14 protein-coding genes and 1 tRNA gene are annotated in these 18,321 nt (G+C 64.4%); 9 read left to right on the top strand and 6 right to left on the bottom strand.

The window, feature by feature from the left end; all coding sequences use genetic code 11:
- The first annotated feature begins 10 nt into the window (after positions 1-10).
- Both otsB and otsA read left to right on the top strand, forming a co-directional pair.
- Positions 11-760: a trehalose-phosphatase gene (otsB, locus tag OKW26_RS28580; RefSeq protein ID WP_429355898.1), complete on the top strand. Its 750-nt coding sequence runs from the start codon at positions 11-13 to the stop codon at positions 758-760.
- 53 nt (positions 761-813) lie between these two features.
- The gene (gene otsA / locus OKW26_RS28575) at positions 814-2,292 is read left to right on the top strand and encodes an alpha,alpha-trehalose-phosphate synthase (UDP-forming) (RefSeq protein WP_429355897.1); all 1,479 of its coding nucleotides are present in this window, start codon (positions 814-816) and stop codon (positions 2,290-2,292) included.
- Between the two features lie 90 nt (positions 2,293-2,382).
- On the opposite strand, the gene OKW26_RS28570 is transcribed toward otsA, so the two are convergent.
- Complete coding sequence (locus OKW26_RS28570; RefSeq protein ID WP_184061429.1) at positions 2,383-4,218, bottom strand: ABC transporter ATP-binding protein; 1,836 nt, start codon at positions 4,216-4,218, stop codon at positions 2,383-2,385.
- 696 nt (positions 4,219-4,914) lie between these two features.
- On the opposite strand from OKW26_RS28570, the gene OKW26_RS28565 reads away from it, so the two are divergent.
- The 3 genes from OKW26_RS28565 to OKW26_RS28555 all read left to right on the top strand — a co-directional run bounded on the left by OKW26_RS28565 (position 4,915) and on the right by OKW26_RS28555 (position 7,703).
- Positions 4,915-5,979 carry a glycosyltransferase family 4 protein gene (locus tag OKW26_RS28565; RefSeq protein ID WP_090801132.1) on the top strand — a complete coding sequence of 355 codons (1,065 nt, stop codon included), beginning with the start codon at positions 4,915-4,917 and terminating at the stop codon, positions 5,977-5,979.
- A 260-nt stretch (positions 5,980-6,239) separates the two neighbouring features.
- Entirely contained in the window at positions 6,240-7,088 is an 849-nt protein-coding gene (locus OKW26_RS28560) for a hypothetical protein (RefSeq protein ID WP_429355896.1), read from the top strand.
- 150 nt (positions 7,089-7,238) lie between these two features.
- The gene (locus OKW26_RS28555; RefSeq protein WP_184006244.1) at positions 7,239-7,703 is read left to right on the top strand and encodes a DUF2214 family protein; all 465 of its coding nucleotides are present in this window, start codon (positions 7,239-7,241) and stop codon (positions 7,701-7,703) included.
- 84 nt (positions 7,704-7,787) lie between these two features.
- On the opposite strand, the gene OKW26_RS28550 is transcribed toward OKW26_RS28555, so the two are convergent.
- The 5 genes from OKW26_RS28550 to OKW26_RS28530 form a co-directional block, all read right to left on the bottom strand.
- Positions 7,788-9,662, bottom strand: a complete 1,875-nt coding sequence (locus OKW26_RS28550; RefSeq protein WP_429355895.1) for an ABC transporter ATP-binding protein — start codon at positions 9,660-9,662, stop codon at positions 7,788-7,790.
- A 518-nt stretch (positions 9,663-10,180) separates the two neighbouring features.
- Positions 10,181-10,255: transfer RNA gene (locus OKW26_RS28545), tRNA-Val, on the bottom strand.
- 48 nt (positions 10,256-10,303) lie between these two features.
- Entirely contained in the window at positions 10,304-11,038 is a 735-nt protein-coding gene (dnaQ, locus tag OKW26_RS28540) for a DNA polymerase III subunit epsilon (RefSeq protein WP_184061433.1), read from the bottom strand.
- A gap of 81 nt (positions 11,039-11,119) precedes the next feature.
- Positions 11,120-11,566 (bottom strand): ribonuclease HI, encoded by a 447-nt coding sequence (gene rnhA, locus OKW26_RS28535; RefSeq protein WP_184028269.1) that lies wholly within the window; start codon positions 11,564-11,566, stop codon positions 11,120-11,122.
- Complete coding sequence (locus OKW26_RS28530; RefSeq protein ID WP_429355894.1) at positions 11,563-12,444, bottom strand: class I SAM-dependent methyltransferase; 882 nt, start codon at positions 12,442-12,444, stop codon at positions 11,563-11,565. The genes rnhA and OKW26_RS28530 overlap by 4 nt, the downstream gene beginning before the upstream one ends.
- 18 nt (positions 12,445-12,462) lie before the next feature.
- Between OKW26_RS28530 and gloB the strand changes: the two genes are divergently transcribed.
- The 4 genes from gloB (at position 12,463) to carA (ending at position 18,222) form a co-directional block, all read left to right on the top strand.
- On the top strand, positions 12,463-13,254 hold the full coding sequence (gene gloB / locus OKW26_RS28525; protein ID WP_090801121.1) for a hydroxyacylglutathione hydrolase: 792 nt from the start codon (positions 12,463-12,465) through the stop codon (positions 13,252-13,254).
- Positions 13,255-13,411: 157 nt separating this feature from the next.
- Positions 13,412-15,100 (top strand): transglycosylase SLT domain-containing protein, encoded by a 1,689-nt coding sequence (locus tag OKW26_RS28520; RefSeq protein ID WP_429355893.1) that lies wholly within the window; start codon positions 13,412-13,414, stop codon positions 15,098-15,100.
- A 263-nt stretch (positions 15,101-15,363) separates the two neighbouring features.
- Positions 15,364-16,605: an MFS transporter gene (locus tag OKW26_RS28515; RefSeq protein WP_429355892.1), complete on the top strand. Its 1,242-nt coding sequence runs from the start codon at positions 15,364-15,366 to the stop codon at positions 16,603-16,605.
- Between the two features lie 462 nt (positions 16,606-17,067).
- Entirely contained in the window at positions 17,068-18,222 is a 1,155-nt protein-coding gene (gene carA, locus OKW26_RS28510; protein ID WP_429355891.1) for a glutamine-hydrolyzing carbamoyl-phosphate synthase small subunit, read from the top strand.
- The last annotated feature ends 99 nt before the right edge of the window (positions 18,223-18,321 follow it).

The raw sequence follows: 18,321 nt of genomic DNA, 5'->3' as shown, positions 1-18,321 counted from the left end.
AACCTAGGCGATGCAAGCACTTCCGGCTGTTCTGTCTCCGAGCGAGACGGCATTTTTCTTCGACTTCGATGGCACGCTCGTCGAACTCGCCCCCACACCGGAGGGCGTGCTGGTGCAGCCGCGCGTGATCGACCTGCTGCGCGAACTGCGCAGTCTGACGAATGGCGCGGTCGCGGTGGTGTCGGGGCGCGGCATCGACAGCATCGACAGTTTTCTCGGCATGCCGGACCTGCCGGTCGCGGGTCTGCACGGCGCCGAGCGGCGCGATGCGAATGGCGACACGCAGCGCATCGGCTTTCACGACGAGCGCCTGTTGCGCATGGAGCAGGTGCTCGCGCAGGTCGTCAACGAACATCCGGGCATGCTGCTCGAGATCAAGGGCGCGGCGCTCGCGCTGCACTACCGCAACGCGCCGGACCGCGAGCCGGTCGCGCGCGAGGCGACCGAGCGGCTCGTCGCCGATTACCCCGCTTCTTACGTGCTGCAGCCCGGCAAGATGGTCTACGAGATCAAGCCGAAGGACGTCGACAAGGGCCGCGCGACGCGCGCGTTCCTCGACGAGCTGCCGTTCACCGGCCGCACGCCGATATTCGCCGGCGACGATCTGACCGACGAGAAGGGCTTCGCGGTCGTCAACGAGCGCGGCGGTCTGTCGATCAAGGTCGGCGCGGGCGAAACGATGGCGCACACGCGCGTCGAATCGGTGTCGTCGCTGCTCGACTGGCTCGAAACCATCGTCGCGGCGGCGCGCGGCGCATGACGCCGGCGGCCCCGTTCAACGAAAACAACATACTGCATCGGGAATCGCGCTTCATGAGCCGACTGATCATTGTTTCGAACCGGGTGGCGCCTATTTCGGAGGGCGGTCCGGCGGCAGGCGGTCTGGCGGTCGGCGTGTACGACGCGCTGAAGGAGACCGGCGGCATGTGGTTCGGCTGGAGCGGCGACGTGCTGAGCTCCGGCCAGCCGCAGATCAAGCTCGAGGAGCGCGGTCCGGTGACCTTCGCGACCGTCCCGCTGATGCGCCGCGATTACGACCAGTACTACCGTGGTTTCTCGAACGCGACGCTGTGGCCCGCGTTCCACTATCGATCCGACCTGCTGCATTACGACCGGCACGACTTCGAAGGCTACTGCCGCGTCAACGCGTGGCTCGCGCAGCAACTCGTGCCGCTCCTGCGCGAGGACGACGTGATCTGGGTGCACGACTATCACCTGATTCCGTTCGCTCAGGCGCTGCGCTCGGCAGGCGTGAAGAACCGCATCGGTTTTTTTCTGCACATTCCGTTTCCGGCCGCGCAGGTGCTGTTGACGGTGCCGCCGCATCGCGAGCTCGTCGAGGCGCTGTGTTCGTTCGACCTGCTCGGCTTCCAGACCGGTCCCGATCTGCGCGCGTTCTGCGACTACGTGATCAACGAGGCGGGCGGCTCGATCGACGCGTCGGCGAAAGGACCGCTGAGTGTGCATGCGTTCGGCCGCATGTTGCGCGCCTCTGCGTATCCGATCGGCGTCTATCCGGACGAGGTCGCCGAGCTCGCGAAGGCGGGCGAACGCGGCAAGCCGGTGCGCACGATGAAGGCGACGCTGCATTCGCGCAAGCTGATCATGAGTGTCGACCGGCTCGATTATTCGAAGGGGCTGGTCGAGCGATTCCGCGCGTTCGAGCGCCTGCTCGAGCATACGGCCGCGCAGCGCAACCAAGTGTCGTTCCTGCAGATCGCCCCGCCGACGCGCGCCGACCTGCACGCGTATCAAGACATCCGGCTGCAGCTCGAAGGCGAGTCGGGACGGATCAACGGACGTTTCGCCGAGCTGGACTGGACGCCGATCCTATACATCCACAAGCAGTACGAGCGCTCGGTGCTGGCGGCGCTGTTCCGTACCGCGCACGTCGGCTATGTGACGCCGTTGCGCGACGGCATGAACCTCGTTGCGAAGGAATACGTGTCGGCGCAGGATCCGGAGAATCCCGGCGTGCTGGTGCTGTCGCGCTTCGCGGGCGCGGCGCAGGAGCTCGACGGCGCGCTGATCGTCAATCCGGTCGATATCGACGGCATGGCCGAAGCGCTCGCGCGGGCGCTCGACATGCCGCTCGCCGAGCGCCAGGGGCGCTATCGCGACATGATGGCGCAGCTGCGCGAGAACAACGTGTCGGTGTGGCGCGATAACTTCATGCGCGATCTGCAGAGCGTCGAGGGCGCGAAGCGCGCCAGAAGCGGGAAAGCGCACGCGGCCACGGGTGCGGCGGGCGCCGCGCGCAAGAGGGCGGCGCGCGAGAGCGTGACCGGCTAAGCCAAGCCGGGCCGCGAGCCAGACAGCAAAAAGCCGCTCCAGGGAGCGGCTTTTTTTCAAGCGATGCGCAGCGCGTGGACCAGGCGTGCGTCAGGCTACGTGCTGTTCGTCGACCTTCTTGCCGCCGATATGCAGCGTCTGGCCCTTGCCATACTGCTTCGAGAGCAGGTCGCGATAGAGGCCCGGACGCTGGCGCAGTTCTTCCGGCGTGCCGTCGTCGATGACCTTGCCGGCGCTCATCACGATGATCCGGTCGAAGTTGTTCAGCGTCGACAGACGGTGCGCGATCGCGATCACGGTGCGGCCGACCATCAGGCGGTCGAGCGCCTTCTGGATCGCTTCCTCGGACGCGCTGTCGAGCGCGGACGTGGCTTCGTCGAGCAGCAGGATCGGCGCGTTTTTCAGAATCGCGCGCGCGATTGCGATGCGCTGGCGCTGACCGCCCGACAGCTTCACGCCGCGGTCGCCCACGATCGTGTCGTAGCCTTCCGGCATCGCTTCGATAAAGTCCACGCAACGCGCCTCGCGCGCGGCGGCGAGCACTTCCTCGCGGCTCGCGTCCGGGCGGCCGTACGCGATGTTCTCGTACACCGTGCGATGGAACAGCGAGATGTCCTGGGGCACCAGCGCGATCGCGTGGCGCAGGCTGTCCTGGGTAATCGACGCGATGTCCTGGCCGTCGATCTTGATCGCGCCACCCTGGGTCTCGTAGAAGCGCTGCAACAGCGCGAGCACGGTCGATTTGCCGGCGCCCGACTTGCCGATCAGCCCGACGCGCTGACCCGGTTCGATATCGAGGTCGAAGTGATCGAGAATCGGCCGGCGGCGCGGATAGGCGAACGTGACGCCGTCGAACGTGACGCGGCCGCCCTGCGGCACGAGTTCGGTCGCGTCGTCGCGATCGGGCATGCCGTGCGGTTCGAGCAGCGTGCGCACGGCCTCTGCGAGTCGCGCGACGTGCTGCGTGACGTCGACGAGCGCGACGGCGAGATCGCGCGTGCCGTGCAGGATCGTGAAGCCGAGCGAGCTGACGAGCACGATGTCGCCCGAGGTCGCGCGGCCCTGGTCCCACAGCCATAGCGCCCAGCCTAGCAGGCCGGCCGACAGCAGCGCGGTGACCACGGCGTGCAGCAGACGCAGCTTTTCCAGGTACAGCAGGCTTTGCTGGCGCGCGTCCATTTCCGACTTGACCGTCGAAGCAAAGCGGTGCTGTTCGCGGAACGTCATGCCGAACGCGCGCACGAGCCCCATATTGCTGATCACGTCGACAAGCTCGCCGTCGACCGATGCCGCCTTGGTCGCGAAATTATGGTGACGCGCGGAACCGCGGCCCGCGAGCTTGTACAGCACGACCGACAGGATCGCCGAGCACAGCATCAGGCCGGCGGCCATCAGCGGGTTCACCGCGATGATCATCACGATCGCGCCGAGCACCGCGATGCACGGCGGCAGCACGTTCCACGCGGTGGTGTTTTCGGCGGTGTAGACGGCGTTCGAGGTCGCGGTGATCCGGCTTGCCAGCATGCCGGGCTGCTTTTCGGCGTAGTAGGTCGGCGAGTGGCCGCTCAGGTACTGAAACAGGTCGCGCCGCAAATCGCCCGTCACGGCGACGAACGTGTGCGCGGCGAACCAGCCGCCGATCCGCCACAACAGGTTGTCGGCAGCGATCAGGCCGACGAGGATCGCGAACGCGCCCCACAGCGGTCCCGGATGATGCCTGCCGCCGCCGAGCACGTCGATCAGATGTTTGATCGCGTACTGCGAAGCGAGTGCACAGCCCACGGCCGCAAACACGCTGCACAACACGATCGCATGCGCGAGCGGATGGCGGCGGATAAAGCGGAAGAGAAACGCAAGTGGCCGGTGCGCATAGCTCGCGAGCTTGGCGTTCTGGGCGTTACGCTGGGCGATGGTCAAGTGTTCCAATTGAGCTGAGATCGATGTGTTGCGGGTTGTGCATGCAATGCGCGGACCACACGGACAAGCATGGCTCTGCGTGAAGCCGATGCTTCGCATTGTAAACATGCAAAGGCGATTGCGCCCTGTGTATCCGGGGCTTTGACGCGATTGATTTCGCGATGGACCTCCGCGATCTGCGTCGTCCCGACACACCAGCCGACGGGCCATTCAGGCAGATTGCGGAAAATTTCGAGATATGATTACAGATTGCCTTCGACCGCGCTGCGGCAATTTTGCAATTCCTACCGGCAACGCTGATGGGCGAGAGCTAACAGACACGGTACCGCCGCGCCTCCCGAAACCTCGTGCATACTGTAGAACTGTCTTTGAAAACAAGGGTTTGCAAAGTGTTTCGCGTTTGTAACAACGTAAAGACTTTGAAATGCTGTGGTGCTGCAACAATCCAGGCATCGATAATGCATGCTCGTTAGCCCGGCAATTTTTCTGACAGTTTGTCAACGTCGGTGCAACGTGCGCGTTTACTCGCACATGCCCAGTCGCTGATCCACTTGTCCGGGCTCGTTACCAAGCGATCCATCGCAGGATTTCTCAAAAGAATCAGGCCCGCGCCGGCATTTCCGGCCAGACTGCCCTGGCGAGCAAGCGAGTCGCTTTTTCCAAATGCAGTACTTTTGCCTGATTTTTTACTAGGAGTTCGTCAATATGCGAATCGCTCAAATCGCTCCGCTGCACGAGGCGGTTCCTCCCAAGCTGTACGGTGGTACGGAACGCGTGGTGTCCTATCTGACCGAGGCGCTGGTCGAGCAGGGCCACGACGTCACGCTGTTTGCAAGCGGTGATTCGCAAACCTCGGCGAAGCTCGAAGCTTTCTGGCCGCAGGCCCTGCGCCTTGACCCGACGATCCGCGACGTGATGGCGCCGCACATGCTGCTGCTCGAAGAAGTGCGCCGCCGCGCGGACGAATTCGACGTGCTGCATTTCCACATCGACTACTACCCGTTCTCGCTGTTCGCGCGTCAGCCTGTGCCGTTCGTCACGACGCTGCACGGCCGTCTCGATCTGCCTGAACTGCAGCCGATCTTCAACACGTTCAATGACGTGCCGGTCGTGTCGATCTCGGACAACCAGCGCATTCCGCTGCCGCAGGCGCACTGGCTGCAAACCGTCTATCACGGTTTGCCGGAAGACGTGCTCAAGCCGATTCCCAACGTCGAGCCCGGCTACCTCGCATTCCTGGGCCGCGTCTCGCCGGAGAAGGGGCTTGACAGGGCGATTCGCATCGCCGGGCAGGCAGGCATGAAGCTCAAGGTCGCCGCCAAGATCGACAAGGCCGACCGTGCCTACTACGAAGAAGTCATCAAGCCGCTGATGTCGTTGTCGCACGTCGAGTACATCGGCGAAATCGGCGAAGCTGAAAAGCGCGAGTTTCTCGGCAATGCGCACGCACTGGTGTTCCCGATCGACTGGCCGGAGCCCTTCGGTCTCGTGATGATCGAGGCGATGGCTTGCGGCACGCCGGTGATCGCGTTCAATCGCGGTTCGGTGCCGGAAGTGATCGAAAACGGCGTGTCGGGTTTCGTCGTCGAGGACGAAATCAGCGCGGTCGCCGCCGTCAAACGTCTGCACACGCTGCCCCGCGCTGGCGTGCGCAAGGCGTTCGAGGCGCGCTTCTCGTCGAAGGTGATGGCGCAGAACTACGTCGCCACCTATGAAGAGCTGCTGCGCCGCAAACATCGCACGGTGCTGCGCGAAGTCAACGCGGGCTGATTGGCGATTGTTTCGCCGCGGTTGTTTCGCGGTAGATAAAACGCTGTCGGCAGGAACCCGTTGCACGCTTCCTTCGTTGCTCTGAACGCCCCGCCGGCACGTCGCCGGCGGGGCGTTGTTGCATGCGCGCTGCGTTTTTCGTCGGTGCACAACTGAAAATACGGGTTTCCGCGCGGCGCGAACGAGCCAGTCTCGGTAATATCCCTATAATTGCCGTGCCGCAAATTGGGCTGCGGTGCCGCCGACGACAGGAGGATGCCTTGGCGAGAACGAAAGAGACGCGCGCGAACGCCGCGCCCGGCGCCGGAACGATTTTTACGTTGCGCGCCATCGGTCTCGTGCTCGCCGCCCGCTGGTTTTCCTCGATGTCCGAGATGAAGCTGACCACCGCGCTGACCGCGATGGCGTCTTCACCGTGGGCATGTATCAACCTCGTTTTTCTGTTCCTGCTGATCTTCCTGCCGGGCGCGCGCGCCGTCGCGGAGCGTCCGTTCCATCCGTTGCCGCAATGGCTGCGTCAGGCGCTGCGCCTGTTCGCGTTCCTCGGGTTTCTGTTTGCGGTGTGGTCGGTCGGCGCGTTCGTCGCGAGCGCAGGCTGGCGTCGGGCGATGCAGGCGGTCGCGGCCAGCAACGGTTGGCTCGTCGCGGCGCCGGTGCTGTATGCGATCGTCTTGTGGATCTGCCGGCCGCTGCCGTTGTGGCGCACCAATGTGGCGGCGCGGCGCTTTGCGATCGGCCGCTATGCGGTGTCGCTCGATCCGCTGACCCGCACCGTCGTCGTGTGGGCCGAGCGGCGCAAGGTGGGGCAATACGATGCGCGCGAATTGTCGGTGCGCTGGGCGAGCGGTTCCAATGCGAGCGCGACGCCGGCGCCCGCGGTCGCGTTCGGCGCGCCGGGCAAGGCCGGCGCGTCAGCGGCGCCGATAGGGTCGGTCGCGGCGCCCTCGCTTGCGCGCAGCGCGTTCGGCGTACGTCCGAAGGTCGAGTTGCTGTGGGATTCGCCGGCCGCCGCGGGTCATAACCGGCAGACCGTTTTCCGCGCCGCGCTGACGACCGAAGGCGATCGCGTCGCCGCTCGCGCGCTCGACACCACGCTGCGCCAGGTCTGACGCTGCATGTTTTGTGCTATCGGTCACATCGCGTGGCCGATGCACGCATCCCGAAGCGAAGCTTCGTCGATAATGCAATCAAGGCGCCCGGCCTGCAGGCGGGCGAGTGGGACACTCATCGATCATATTGCGTCTTTCGCAGGAGTCGCCATGCTGGTTCGCTGGTTGCTTGCCGCCCTTCATCTGCTCGCTTATGGTTTTGCGCTCGCGTCGATTCTCAGACGCACGTGGTCGCTGCGTCGCGCATCGGTGCCCGCCGCGTTGCGTTCGGTGTTCCGCGCCGATTCACGCTGGGGCATCGCCGCGCTGGTGCTGATCGTGACCGGCCTGATGCGCATGTTCGGTAGCTATGAGAAGGGCGCCGACTACTACCTGCACCAGCCGCTCTTTCACGTGAAGATGACGTTGCTGGTGCTGATCCTGATCCTCGAAGTGCCCACGATGCTCGGCCTGATGCGCTGGCGCGCGTCGATCCGCAGCGGCGCGGCGCCGAATCTGAAGAAGGCGCGATCTTACGCGCATTTCAGCGTGATCCAGACCGTGCTGCTGGTTCTGATGGTGTTTGCCGCGACCGGAATGGCGCGCGGCATCGGGTTGCCCGCCGGCGCGGTGTAGCGCGGCGGGCCTTCTATTGCCAGGGGCTGGTGGCGCCAGGCGTGGCATCGTTTGCCGCGAAGCCTGGTGCATGCCTGCGTCGCGCTAGCCGACCAACAAGCCAGAATCGTCGACCCGGTCGGCTTTGACCTTTGCCGACTCGCGCACGAGCTCCGGCTCGCCGAGACCCTTGATCAGCTCCAGCGCCTGACGCTCGAACAAGCGACGGTACAAGCCGTTGTCGCGTTTGATCAGCGCGTCGTGGCTGCCTTCCTCGATCACCTTGCCCTTGTCGAGCACGAGGAGCCGGTCGAGCGCGCGCACCGTCGACAGCCGATGCGCGACCACCAGCGTCGTGCGCCCCTGCATCAGCCGCTCCATCGCGCGCTGGATCAGCACTTCGCTTTCGCTGTCGAGGCTCGACGTGGCTTCGTCGAGAATCAGGATCGGCGCGTCGGCGAGAAAAGCCCGCGCGATCGCGACGCGTTGACGCTCGCCGCCCGATAGCTTGATGCCGCGTTCGCCGACCAGCGTGTCGTAGCCGTTCGGCAGCGCGGCGATGAAGTCGTGCGCGCTCGCGAGCCGCGCGGCCCGCTCGATGTCGGCGCGGCTCGCGCCGGGCCGTCCATACGCGATGTTCTCGGCAAGCGAGCGGTGAAACAGTACCGGCTCCTGCTGGACGATCGCGATCTGGCTGCGCAGCGACGCTTGCTGGACCTGCGCGATGTCCTGGCCGTCGATCGTGATCCGCCCGCCCGAAATGTCGTGAAGGCGCTGGATCAGCTTGATGAAGGTCGTCTTGCCCGAGCCGGAATGACCGACCAGCCCGACGCGCTCGCCCGGCGCGATGCGGATGGAAAAGTCGTCGTAGAGCGGCCGGCTGTGCGCGCCATAGTGAAACGACACCTGCTCGAAGCGGATCTCGCCGTCGCGGATCGCGATGGCGCCGGCGCCGGGACGATCCTCGACGCCGAGCGACTGACTCTCGAGCGACACCAGTTCCTCCATGTCGTTGACCGAGCGCTGCAGGTTACGGATGTGCATGCCGATGTCACGCAGATAGCCTTGCAGCATGAAGAACATCGTCAGCGCGAACGTGATGTCGCCGACGCTCGCTTCGCCGCGTGCCCACAGCAGTAGCGCCACGCCGAGAATCGCCGCCTGGATCGCGGCCAGCATGCCGCCCTGGAGGCCGCCGTTGAGCGTGCCGCGCACCCACGTGCGGCGTGTGCGTTGCCGCCATTTGCCGATCACGTGCGCGAGGCGCGCTTCCTCGCGCGCTTCCGCGCCGAATGCCTTGACGACGCCGTTGCAGCTGACCGCATCGGCGAGCGCGCCGCCCATGCGTGTGTCCCACGCGTTCGCGAGACGCGCGGACGGCGCGACGAAGCCCAGCGACACCGTCACGGTCACGCCGATGTACAGCAGCGAGCCGATGCCGACGACGTTGCCCATCATGGGCCAGCGCGAGCCGAGCAGCAGGGTCGCGCCGATCAGCATCACCAGCGATGGCAGCAGCGCGATCAGCAGCGTGTCATTCAGCAGGTCGAGCGCCCACATGCCGCGCGTGATCTTGCGCACGGTCGAGCCGGCGAAGCTGTTCGCGTGCCAGTCGGTCGAAAAGCGCTGCACGCGATGAAACGCGCGCGCGGCGATCTCGCTCATCATCTTCAGCGTGAAGCGGATGATGTTGAAGTACACGCCCTGGCGCAGCAGCGTCGCGGTGAGGCCGAGCGCGGCGAGCGCGCCGAAGGCCGCAAGCGCGTGATGCCAGACGGGCGCCGACGACGCCGGACCGGCCGCGATCGCGTCGACGAGACGTCCGGCGAAGACCGGCGTCAGGATGTCCGCGCCCGCCGTGAACAGCGCGAGCGCCGCGATCACGACGATGCGCCCCGGCTGTTGCGCCCAGTGACGGAAGGTGAAGCCGAGGACATCCTTGAAGGCTTGTCCGCGAAAGTCGAGTTTTCTGTTAGCCATTTGCTTTGGGCCCGGCGAAGCACGAGCGCGCCGAGATTCCAGTCAGAAGCGAAAAAGGGGTAGACAGCCAGCGGATGCCGGAATCCGCGCGGGAACGCGCGAAAAAATATGACGGCAAACAACGGCAACGGAACAACGGACTGTCTGGAATGAACGCGGTGCGCCTGCCGAGGCGGCGGCGCATCAGCGACAACGCTGCGGCTTCAAGGTCGCATCGGTCGCGGCGGACGGGCCGGCGGTCGTGGAACCATGCGGGGGAGCGCGCGATGCACTGCAAACATGGGGCGCCTCCCTGAGATGGTTCAAGATGGAGAAACCGGACGGAGCCGGACCGGGCGAATGCCCGTTTGCCGAATATAGCAATAGTGCGGGGCGCTCGCCAACCTACGGAACGACGTGGTTCTATAGCCAACGATATCTCGTATGGCGCATGCGACGTATTTGCCGGCAAATAGAAAAAGGGCTTACGCATTGCTGCGTAAGCCCTTTTGTCTTCGGTGATCGACACACCAAGAATCTGGTGGGTAGTACTGGGATCGAACCAGTGACCCCTGCCGTGTGAAGGCAGTGCTCTACCGCTGAGCTAACCACCCGAAGAGGTCGAAATTATGTCAGGGAATTTAGGGTTCGTCTAGTCTTTTTTAAGCAGTTTGCTCATCAGTTGCCGGCGCGGGTTCAAGACGCCATACGCTTGCGCCTTTGAGCGCTTTGTCGAGATCGTCGAGTACGGCTTCGTGCGCGGTGCTTTCGTCGTCGCTCGCAGCGATCACGACCAGTTCGAGCGAGTCGAGTGCGACACGCGGCGCGTGCGTATCGCCGCCGGCCTGCGCTTCGCCGAGCATGTCGATGACGAGGCTTTCCTGACCGCGCGTCATCGCCAGATAGACCTCGGCGAGCAGTTCCGAGTCGAGCAGCGCGCCGTGCAGCGTACGGTGCGCATTGCTGATGCCGAAGCGGTCGCACAGCGCATCGAGCGAATTGCGCTTGCCGGGGAACATCTGCTTGGCTTGCGCGAGCGTGTCGATGATCTCGCCGCAGTGCATGCTCACTGGCGGCAGACCGAGCAGCGCGAACTCGGCGTCGAGAAAGCCGATGTCGAATGGCGCGTTGTGGATGATCAGATCCGCGTCCTGGATGAAATCGCGGAACTGGTCGATGATCTCGGCGAACTTCGGCTTATCGCTCAAAAATTCCGTGGTAAGGCCGTGCACCGCGAGCGCGCCCGGATCGCTGTCGCGCCCGGGGTTGATATAGAAGTGCAGGTTGTTGCCGGTCAGCCGGCGGTTCACGAGCTCGACGCAACCGAGTTCGAGAATCCGGTCGCCGCCGCGGGCGTTCAGGCCGGTAGTTTCGGTATCGAGGATCAGTTGACGCATGTCGGATTAGCCTGCTTCGAAAAAATTGCGGAAAAAAAGCGGGGAGGGCGGCGCGCGGTGTTGCCGATGCGCGCACGCTCTTTACATCTCGGCGAGCGATGCCACGCCGCGATTGGCCAACTGATCGGCGCGCTCGTTTTCCGGGTGGCCATTGTGGCCGCGCACCCAGCGCCATTCAATCTCGTGTTGCGCGACGAGCGCATCGAGCCGCTTCCACAGATCGGCGTTCTTGACCGGCTGTTTCGCCGCGGTGACCCAGCCTTTCTTCTTCCAGCCGTGAATCCACTCGCTGATGCCTTTCTGTACGTACTGCGAGTCGGTGTGCACGATCGCCTTGCACGGGCGCTTCAACGCCTCGAGCGCGGAAATCACGCCCATCAGCTCCATGCGATTGTTGGTCGTGTTGGCCTCGCCGCCGAACAGTTCTTTTTCCTGGCTGCCGAAGCGCAGCAACGCGCCCCAGCCGCCAGGGCCGGGATTGCCCTTGCAGGCGCCGTCGGTATAGATGTCGATGTGATCTGGAGTCATTCGGTGTGGTTTCGTGTGTTCGGGGCGGCGGCGGGCGCGAGGCCTGCCGCGAGCACGGGCTTTTTCACTTTGAGCGGCCCGACGAGATGCATGCCGCGCACGCGCTTGATCGCCTTGATCATGTAGGTGGCGCCGAAAATCGGCCACCAGCGGTCGCCGGCGGCTTCCATGAAGCCGTAACGCGCGAGCCATTGATCGCTCGCGAGCGGCGGACGATAGCAGCCGAAGCGCCCGCGTTCAAGGTCGAAGCCGAGCAGCTTGATCCAGTCCTTCAGGCGCGTGAACGCGATCAGATCGACGGCGGAGGGCACGAACGGGCGGCCTGTCATCTTGCCGATCGACTGCCGTACTCCCCACAGCGACAACGAGTTGAAGCCGAGGATGATCAGTTGGCCTTCAGGCACCAGCACGCGTTCGGCTTCGCGCAGCAGCCGATGCGGGTCGCTGGTGAATTCGAGCGTATGCGGCATCACGAGCAGGTCGACGCTTTGCGCTTCGAACGGCAGATCGAGCAGGTCGCACCAGACCGCGCTGCGCCCGGCCGGCGCGTGCAGACCAGGGGCGCCTCGCGCGGCGTTCGCGCGGTTGTCGTCGCCAGCGTTGCCCGCGCTGCTGATGCCGCTCACGCTGCCACGACGTGCCCAGCGCGGATACGTGTACGGCGCGCTCGCGCCGCTCGCCGCGTCGAGCACGAGGCCGCGGCACGGCATGCGGTTCTCGCGCAGCGCGTCGAGCTGCGGCAGGCCGAGTTGCAGCGCATGATAGCCGAACACGTCCGACACCACGCGATCGAGCTGGGTTTGCTCCCAGTCGAGCACGTAGCGGCCTGGCGGCGAATCGGTCCAGGCGGGCCAGTCTATAATCGCTCGGTCAGTCATATTAAAAATGCGTCGCCTATGAATGCGCTCGAGTACGTACCGGTCCCGGCGTTTGAAGACAATTACATCTGGGTCATTGCCGACGGACACCACGCGGTCGTCGTCGATCCGGGCGAAGCCGCCCCTGTGCGCGCCTGTCTGGCCCAACGAGGCTGGCGGCTGAGCGCTATTTTACTCACGCACCATCATCAAGACCACGTCGGCGGGGTGGCCGATCTGCTGAACGGCCAGGACGTGCCGGTCTACGGCCCCGCCGGCGAAGCGATCGCGCACCTGACACATCGTCTCAAGAGTGGCGATCACGTGACGATCGCTGCACCCGCACTTGAATTCAGCGTGCTCGACGTGCCCGGTCACACGAGCGGACACATCGCCTATTTCCAGGCGGCCGATACGCGCGGCACGCCGCACGTGTTTTGCGGCGACACACTGTTCGCGTGCGGTTGCGGGCGCCTTTTCGAAGGCACGCCGCAGCAGATGCTGAATTCGCTCGATGCGCTCGCCGCGCTGCCCGGCGCAACCGAAGTGCATTGCGCACACGAATACACGCTGTCGAACATTCGCTTCGCGCTCGCTTGCGAGCCGCACAATGCCGAACTGCAGGCGTGGCGCGACAAGGCGAACGAGTTGCGCGCCCGCCACCAGCCGACGCTGCCGACCACGATCGCGCACGAGCTCGCGGTCAATCCGTTCCTGCGCGCAGGCGAGCCGGCGATCCAGTCGAACCTCGAAGCACGATTGCACGAAACGGTGTCTGACCGGCTGAAGGCCTTCACATTGATGCGCGAATGGAAGAACCGCTTCCGTTGATCCGGAGCGCATTCGGCGGTTCTTCACGCGATGAATCGGAAAAATTCGCCAAGCCCCAGATTTGGTTGATTTTTTTCTTGATTTTCCAATTGACGGAAACGTTGACGTTTCGTACTATCGGCTGCAAATTCCAGCCCTTGTGGAAACCGAGACGTTCATGCGATTTATCTTAAGTGCGTTATTGGTCCTGACACTCGCCGCGTGCGCGAGTCAGGGACCGACGACGAATACCGCCACTAACCCCGCCAGCCAGCAGGCCGTAGCCGACGCCCTTCGCAAGAACGCCACAGCTAAAGAAACCATCAACGTCGACCAGAGCTCCGTCAATCAGTTGACGAGCCAGGACGCCGATCTGTGGGGCCGCATTCGCCGTGGCTTCCAGATGCCGGACCTGCAGAGCGACCTCGTCGACATGCAGCTGAACTGGTATCTGCAGCGTCCCGATTACGTGCAGCGCATGACCGAGCGCTCGCAGAAATACCTGTATCACATCGTCGAGGAACTTGAGTCGCGCCATATGCCGACCGAGCTCGCGCTCTTGCCGTTCATCGAGTCTGCATATAGCCCGCAGGCTTTGTCGGTCGCCAAGGCTGCGGGTATGTGGCAGTTCATGCCGGGCACGGGCCGGACCTACAACCTGAAGCAGAACATGTGGCAGGACGAGCGCCGCGACGTGCTTGCGTCGACCAGTGCCGCGCTCGACTACCTGTCGAACCTGCACGACATGTTCGGCGACTGGCAGCTCGCGCTCGCTGCGTATAACTGGGGCGAGGGCAACGTGCAGCGCGCGATCGCGCGCAACGAGGCGGCGGGTCTGCCGACCGACTACATGAGCCTGCGTCTGCCGAACGAAACGCGCAACTACGTGCCGAAGCTGCAAGCGGTCAAGAACCTCGTGATGAACCCGCAGATGTACGGGCTCACCCTGCCGTCTATTCCGAACCACCCGTACTTCGTGACGGTCACGACCTCGCACGACATCGACGTCGACGTCGCCGCGCGGCTCGCCAATATGTCGACGGACGAGTTCCGTTCGCTGAACCCGTCGTTCAGGAAGCCGGTGATTCTCGGCGCGACGCAGCCGCAGATTCTGTTGCCTTTCGACAACGCGTCCGCGTTCGAGCGCAATCTGAAAACATACTCGGGCTCGCTGTCGTCCTGGACCACCTACACGGTCGACGCACGCGCGACGCCCGCGGCGATCGCACAGAAGATCGGCGTCGACCCCGACACGCTGATGGAAGTGAACAAGATTCCGGTCGGTATGCGCCTGAAGCCGGGCTCGACGATCGTCGTGCCGCGCGGCTCGGACGACGACGAGGACATCAGCGCCGACGTCGCCGAAAGCGCGGTGCTCGCGATGGAACCCGACGTACCCGACACGCGCAAGATGCTGATCCGCGTGCGTCGCAATCAGTCGATGGCGGCCATCGCGGTGCGCTACGGCGTGTCGGTCGGTCAGCTGAAGGCGTGGAACAGGACGCATCGCGATCAGGTTTCGCGCGGCCAGGTGATCGTGCTGCACGTGCCGGTCGGCAAGCCGGTACCCAGCGAGCCGGGTCCGGAAAAGATCACCGCCGATGTGCAAGGCGGCAGTGTGCAGAAGATTGGCGTCCACGTCGCAGACACACACGGTGAATCGCGCTACGATAAGAAGAAAGGGCGCGGCCACTCCGCCATCGTCAAGGTCTCCGAGCCGGGCGGCAAGGGTACCAAGCCGGCGGCGCCCGTTGCCAGCAAGGGCAAGGTCGAGAAGGTCTCGGCCTCGGAGCCCGGCAAGGCGTCGAAGGCCGCGGCTGAGAGCCGCCCGAAGACCGTGGCCAACGCGAAGAAGAAGGGTAAATAGACCAATAGCGGCTCTCACGGTAGTGACCACATGCGTTGCGGGGGCAGCGCATGGATTGCGCTCCGATCACGTACCGTGTTCATCCAACGCCGTCACCTCAGGGTGACGGCGTTTTTCATTGCGCGGACGATTCCTGCGCGTTTGCGGTATTTACTTTATTGTTCGTGCTTCGGCCGCGTTGGCCGCGGGGTGCCGGTCCGTCCTGATCCGTCCGAACCTCGGGAGAGGTTCTTGAGGTCATTTCCAGGTTTACTTCCTGATTTATGTCGTCGACCCAACTGCGCGTCTTTCTGCTTTTTTCCGCCGGCTACTTCGTCTCTTACGTGTTTCGCGGCGTCAATCTTGGTTTCGCGCCGTTCATCACGCGCGATCTCGGTCTGTCAGCCGCCGATCTGGGTGTGCTGACGAGTCTGTATTTCCTCGGTTTCGCGGGCGCGCAGATCCCCGCTGGCGTGCTGCTCGATCACTTCGGCGCGCGTCGCGTGACGTCCGTCACGCTGCTTTTTGCCGCGCTCGGCATCTGGGTATTCGGCGCCGCGCACAGTCTCGGCATGATGATGGTCGGGCGGCTGCTGATCGGCGTTGGCGTGTCGGTGTGTCTCGGCGCCGCGTTCAAGGCGCTCGCGCAGCATTTTCCGGTGGCGCGTTTGCCATTGATGAACGGGCTTGTAATGGCGATCGGCGGTTTCGGCGGCGTGATGGTCGGTTCGCCGCTCACGTGGGTGCTCGGTTTTTCCAGCTGGCGCCCGGTTTGCGTCGGACTCGGTGTGCTGACGGTAGCGGTTGCGCTCGCGCAATGGACGCTCGCTCCGGACGCGCGCGAAACGCATCGCCAGGCGAGCATCGTCGCGCAGTTCAAGGGTACGTGGCACATCCTGCGCAGCGCGGCATTCTGGAAAATCGCGTCGTTCTCGGTCGTTACGCAAGGCGTCTTCTACGCGATGCAGTCGTTGTGGGTCGGAGCATGGCTGCGCGACGTACAAGGCTTCGAGCCGCACCAGGCGGCGGCGCTCGTGTCGATTCTCGGCTTCGCGATGATGGCCGGCTGCGTCGGTTTCGGCGCGGCGGCGCGTAGTCTCGAGCGGCGCGGCCTCTCGCTGTACGCGTTCTGCGGCATCGGCATGGCGCTATATGTGCTGACGCAGATGCTCATCATGTTTAACGCGCCGTTGCCGGCGAGCCTGTTGTGGGCCGCCTACGGCATCTTCGGCGGCACCGGGATTCTGAGCTACGCGGTGATGGCGCGGCATTTCCCGCCGCAGATGATCGGCCGTGTCAACACGACGCTGACGCTAATTATTTTTCTGCTGATCTTCGGTTTCCAGATCGGCGTTGGCGCGGTGCTGTCGCACTGGCCGGCGAGCGGCGGGCATTACCCGGCGCTCGCGCATCTGAGCGCGTGGGAAATCCTCGTCGCGCTGCAGGTGCTGAGTGCGATCTGGTACGTGTTGCCGGGTCGGCAGCTTGCCCGTTCGGGCGAGATGCGCGGGGAACAGGAGGCCTGAACGGCCGCGCCAGGCCTTGCGTCGGACCCGGAGGGGCCGCCACGGCGGTTCGGTCCCCGTCAATAGTGGTGTCTCGACAGAACCGCATGGACAGGCGTGGCAAGTACCTGGCGACGCGGCCCGGCAAGGCTTTGAAGATCCGCCCAGGCACGTCGCCTCAACGCCTCGTCCTATCTCCCATTTGGAGGGAACAGTGCATTCAGGCTATAATTTGAAGGTTTGAGCTTATCCACCCGCACCCTAGCGCCTACCTCCCCCATACCGTTCATCCGCCGCGCGCCATTGGCGTAGCAAGAAGGGCTCCACACCCAGCCGAGTCGTCCACACAATGGACCCATCGCGCCCCTTGCAGCGTCACCGGCAGCTCGCGAGCGAGTCTGCGCGCGCATCCACGATGTGTTTCGCTGCGGCTTGCAATCGGATAGACAGGTGGCAACAGGGTGTTCCCCCAAGGAGTCTCCCGTGTTGCCGTCATTTTCTCCCGCTCTACTCGCGCTCGCCGACGGCACGGTCTTTCGTGGTTATTCGATCGGCGCCCCTGGGCATACCATCGGTGAAGTCGTGTTCAACACTGCCATCACCGGCTATCAGGAAATCCTGACTGACCCGAGCTACGCGCGCCAGATCGTGACCCTCACGTACCCGCATATCGGCAACGTCGGCGTGAACGCCGAAGACGTCGAAGCGACGAAAGTCCATGCCGCCGGCCTGATCATCCGTGATCTGCCGGTTCTCGCGTCGAACTTCCGCATGGAGGGCACGCTCCCGCAATATCTGCAGGACGAAGGCGTGGTGGCCATCGCCGGCATCGACACTCGCAAGCTGACCCGCCTCCTGCGCGACAAGGGCGCGCAAAACGGCGCGATCCTCGCTGGCTCCGACGACGAAGCGAAGGCCATCGAACTCGCGCGCTCGTTCCCGGGTCTCGCCGGCATGGACCTCGCGAAGGTCGTGTCGACCCAGGAAACCTACGAGTGGACCAAAACCGAATGGCGTCTGGGCACGGGCTACGGCGAGCAGAAAGCGCCGACGTACCGCGTGGTCGCATTCGACTACGGCGTCAAGCAGAACATCCTGCGCATGCTGGCCGAGCGCGGCTGCCATGTCACCGTGCTGCCGGCGCAAGCGAGCGCCGCTGACGCGCTCGAGCTCAACCCCGACGGCGTGTTCCTGTCGAACGGCCCGGGCGACCCTGAGCCGTGCGACTACGCGATCGCGGCGACCAGGGAGTTCATCGAGCGCGGCATTCCGACCTTCGGCATCTGCCTGGGCCACCAGATCATGGGCCTCGCGGTCGGCGCGAAGACGATGAAGATGAAGACCGGCCATCACGGCGCGAACCATCCGGTCAAGGATCTCGAAGACGGCCGCGTGGTGATCACGTCGCAGAACCATGGTTTCGCGGTCGATGCCGACACGCTGCCCGCCAACGCGCGCGTGACCCACGTGTCGCTGTTCGACGGCACGCTGCAGGGCTTCGCGCTGACCGACAAGCCGGCGTTCTGCTTCCAGGGCCACCCGGAAGCATCGCCCGGTCCGAACGACATCGCGTACCTGTTCGACCGCTTCACCGCGTTGATGGACGCGCACAAGAACGGCAAGAGCGCAGGGGCTTGAAGTAGTACAGGCCGGCCGCAGGGGCCAGCCGGAAACGGCTCGCGGCGGCGGCCGCAGCCCGCGGCGCTACGCGGCGGGCATGCCGCGAAACAGCGCGCG

This window comes from Paraburkholderia sp. 32, from assembly GCF_050435345.1.
GTDB lineage: Bacteria > Pseudomonadota > Gammaproteobacteria > Burkholderiales > Burkholderiaceae > Paraburkholderia > Paraburkholderia tuberum.
Note: the sequence above shows the minus strand (reverse complement) of the source record. Positions and strands in the feature narration are given on the sequence as shown.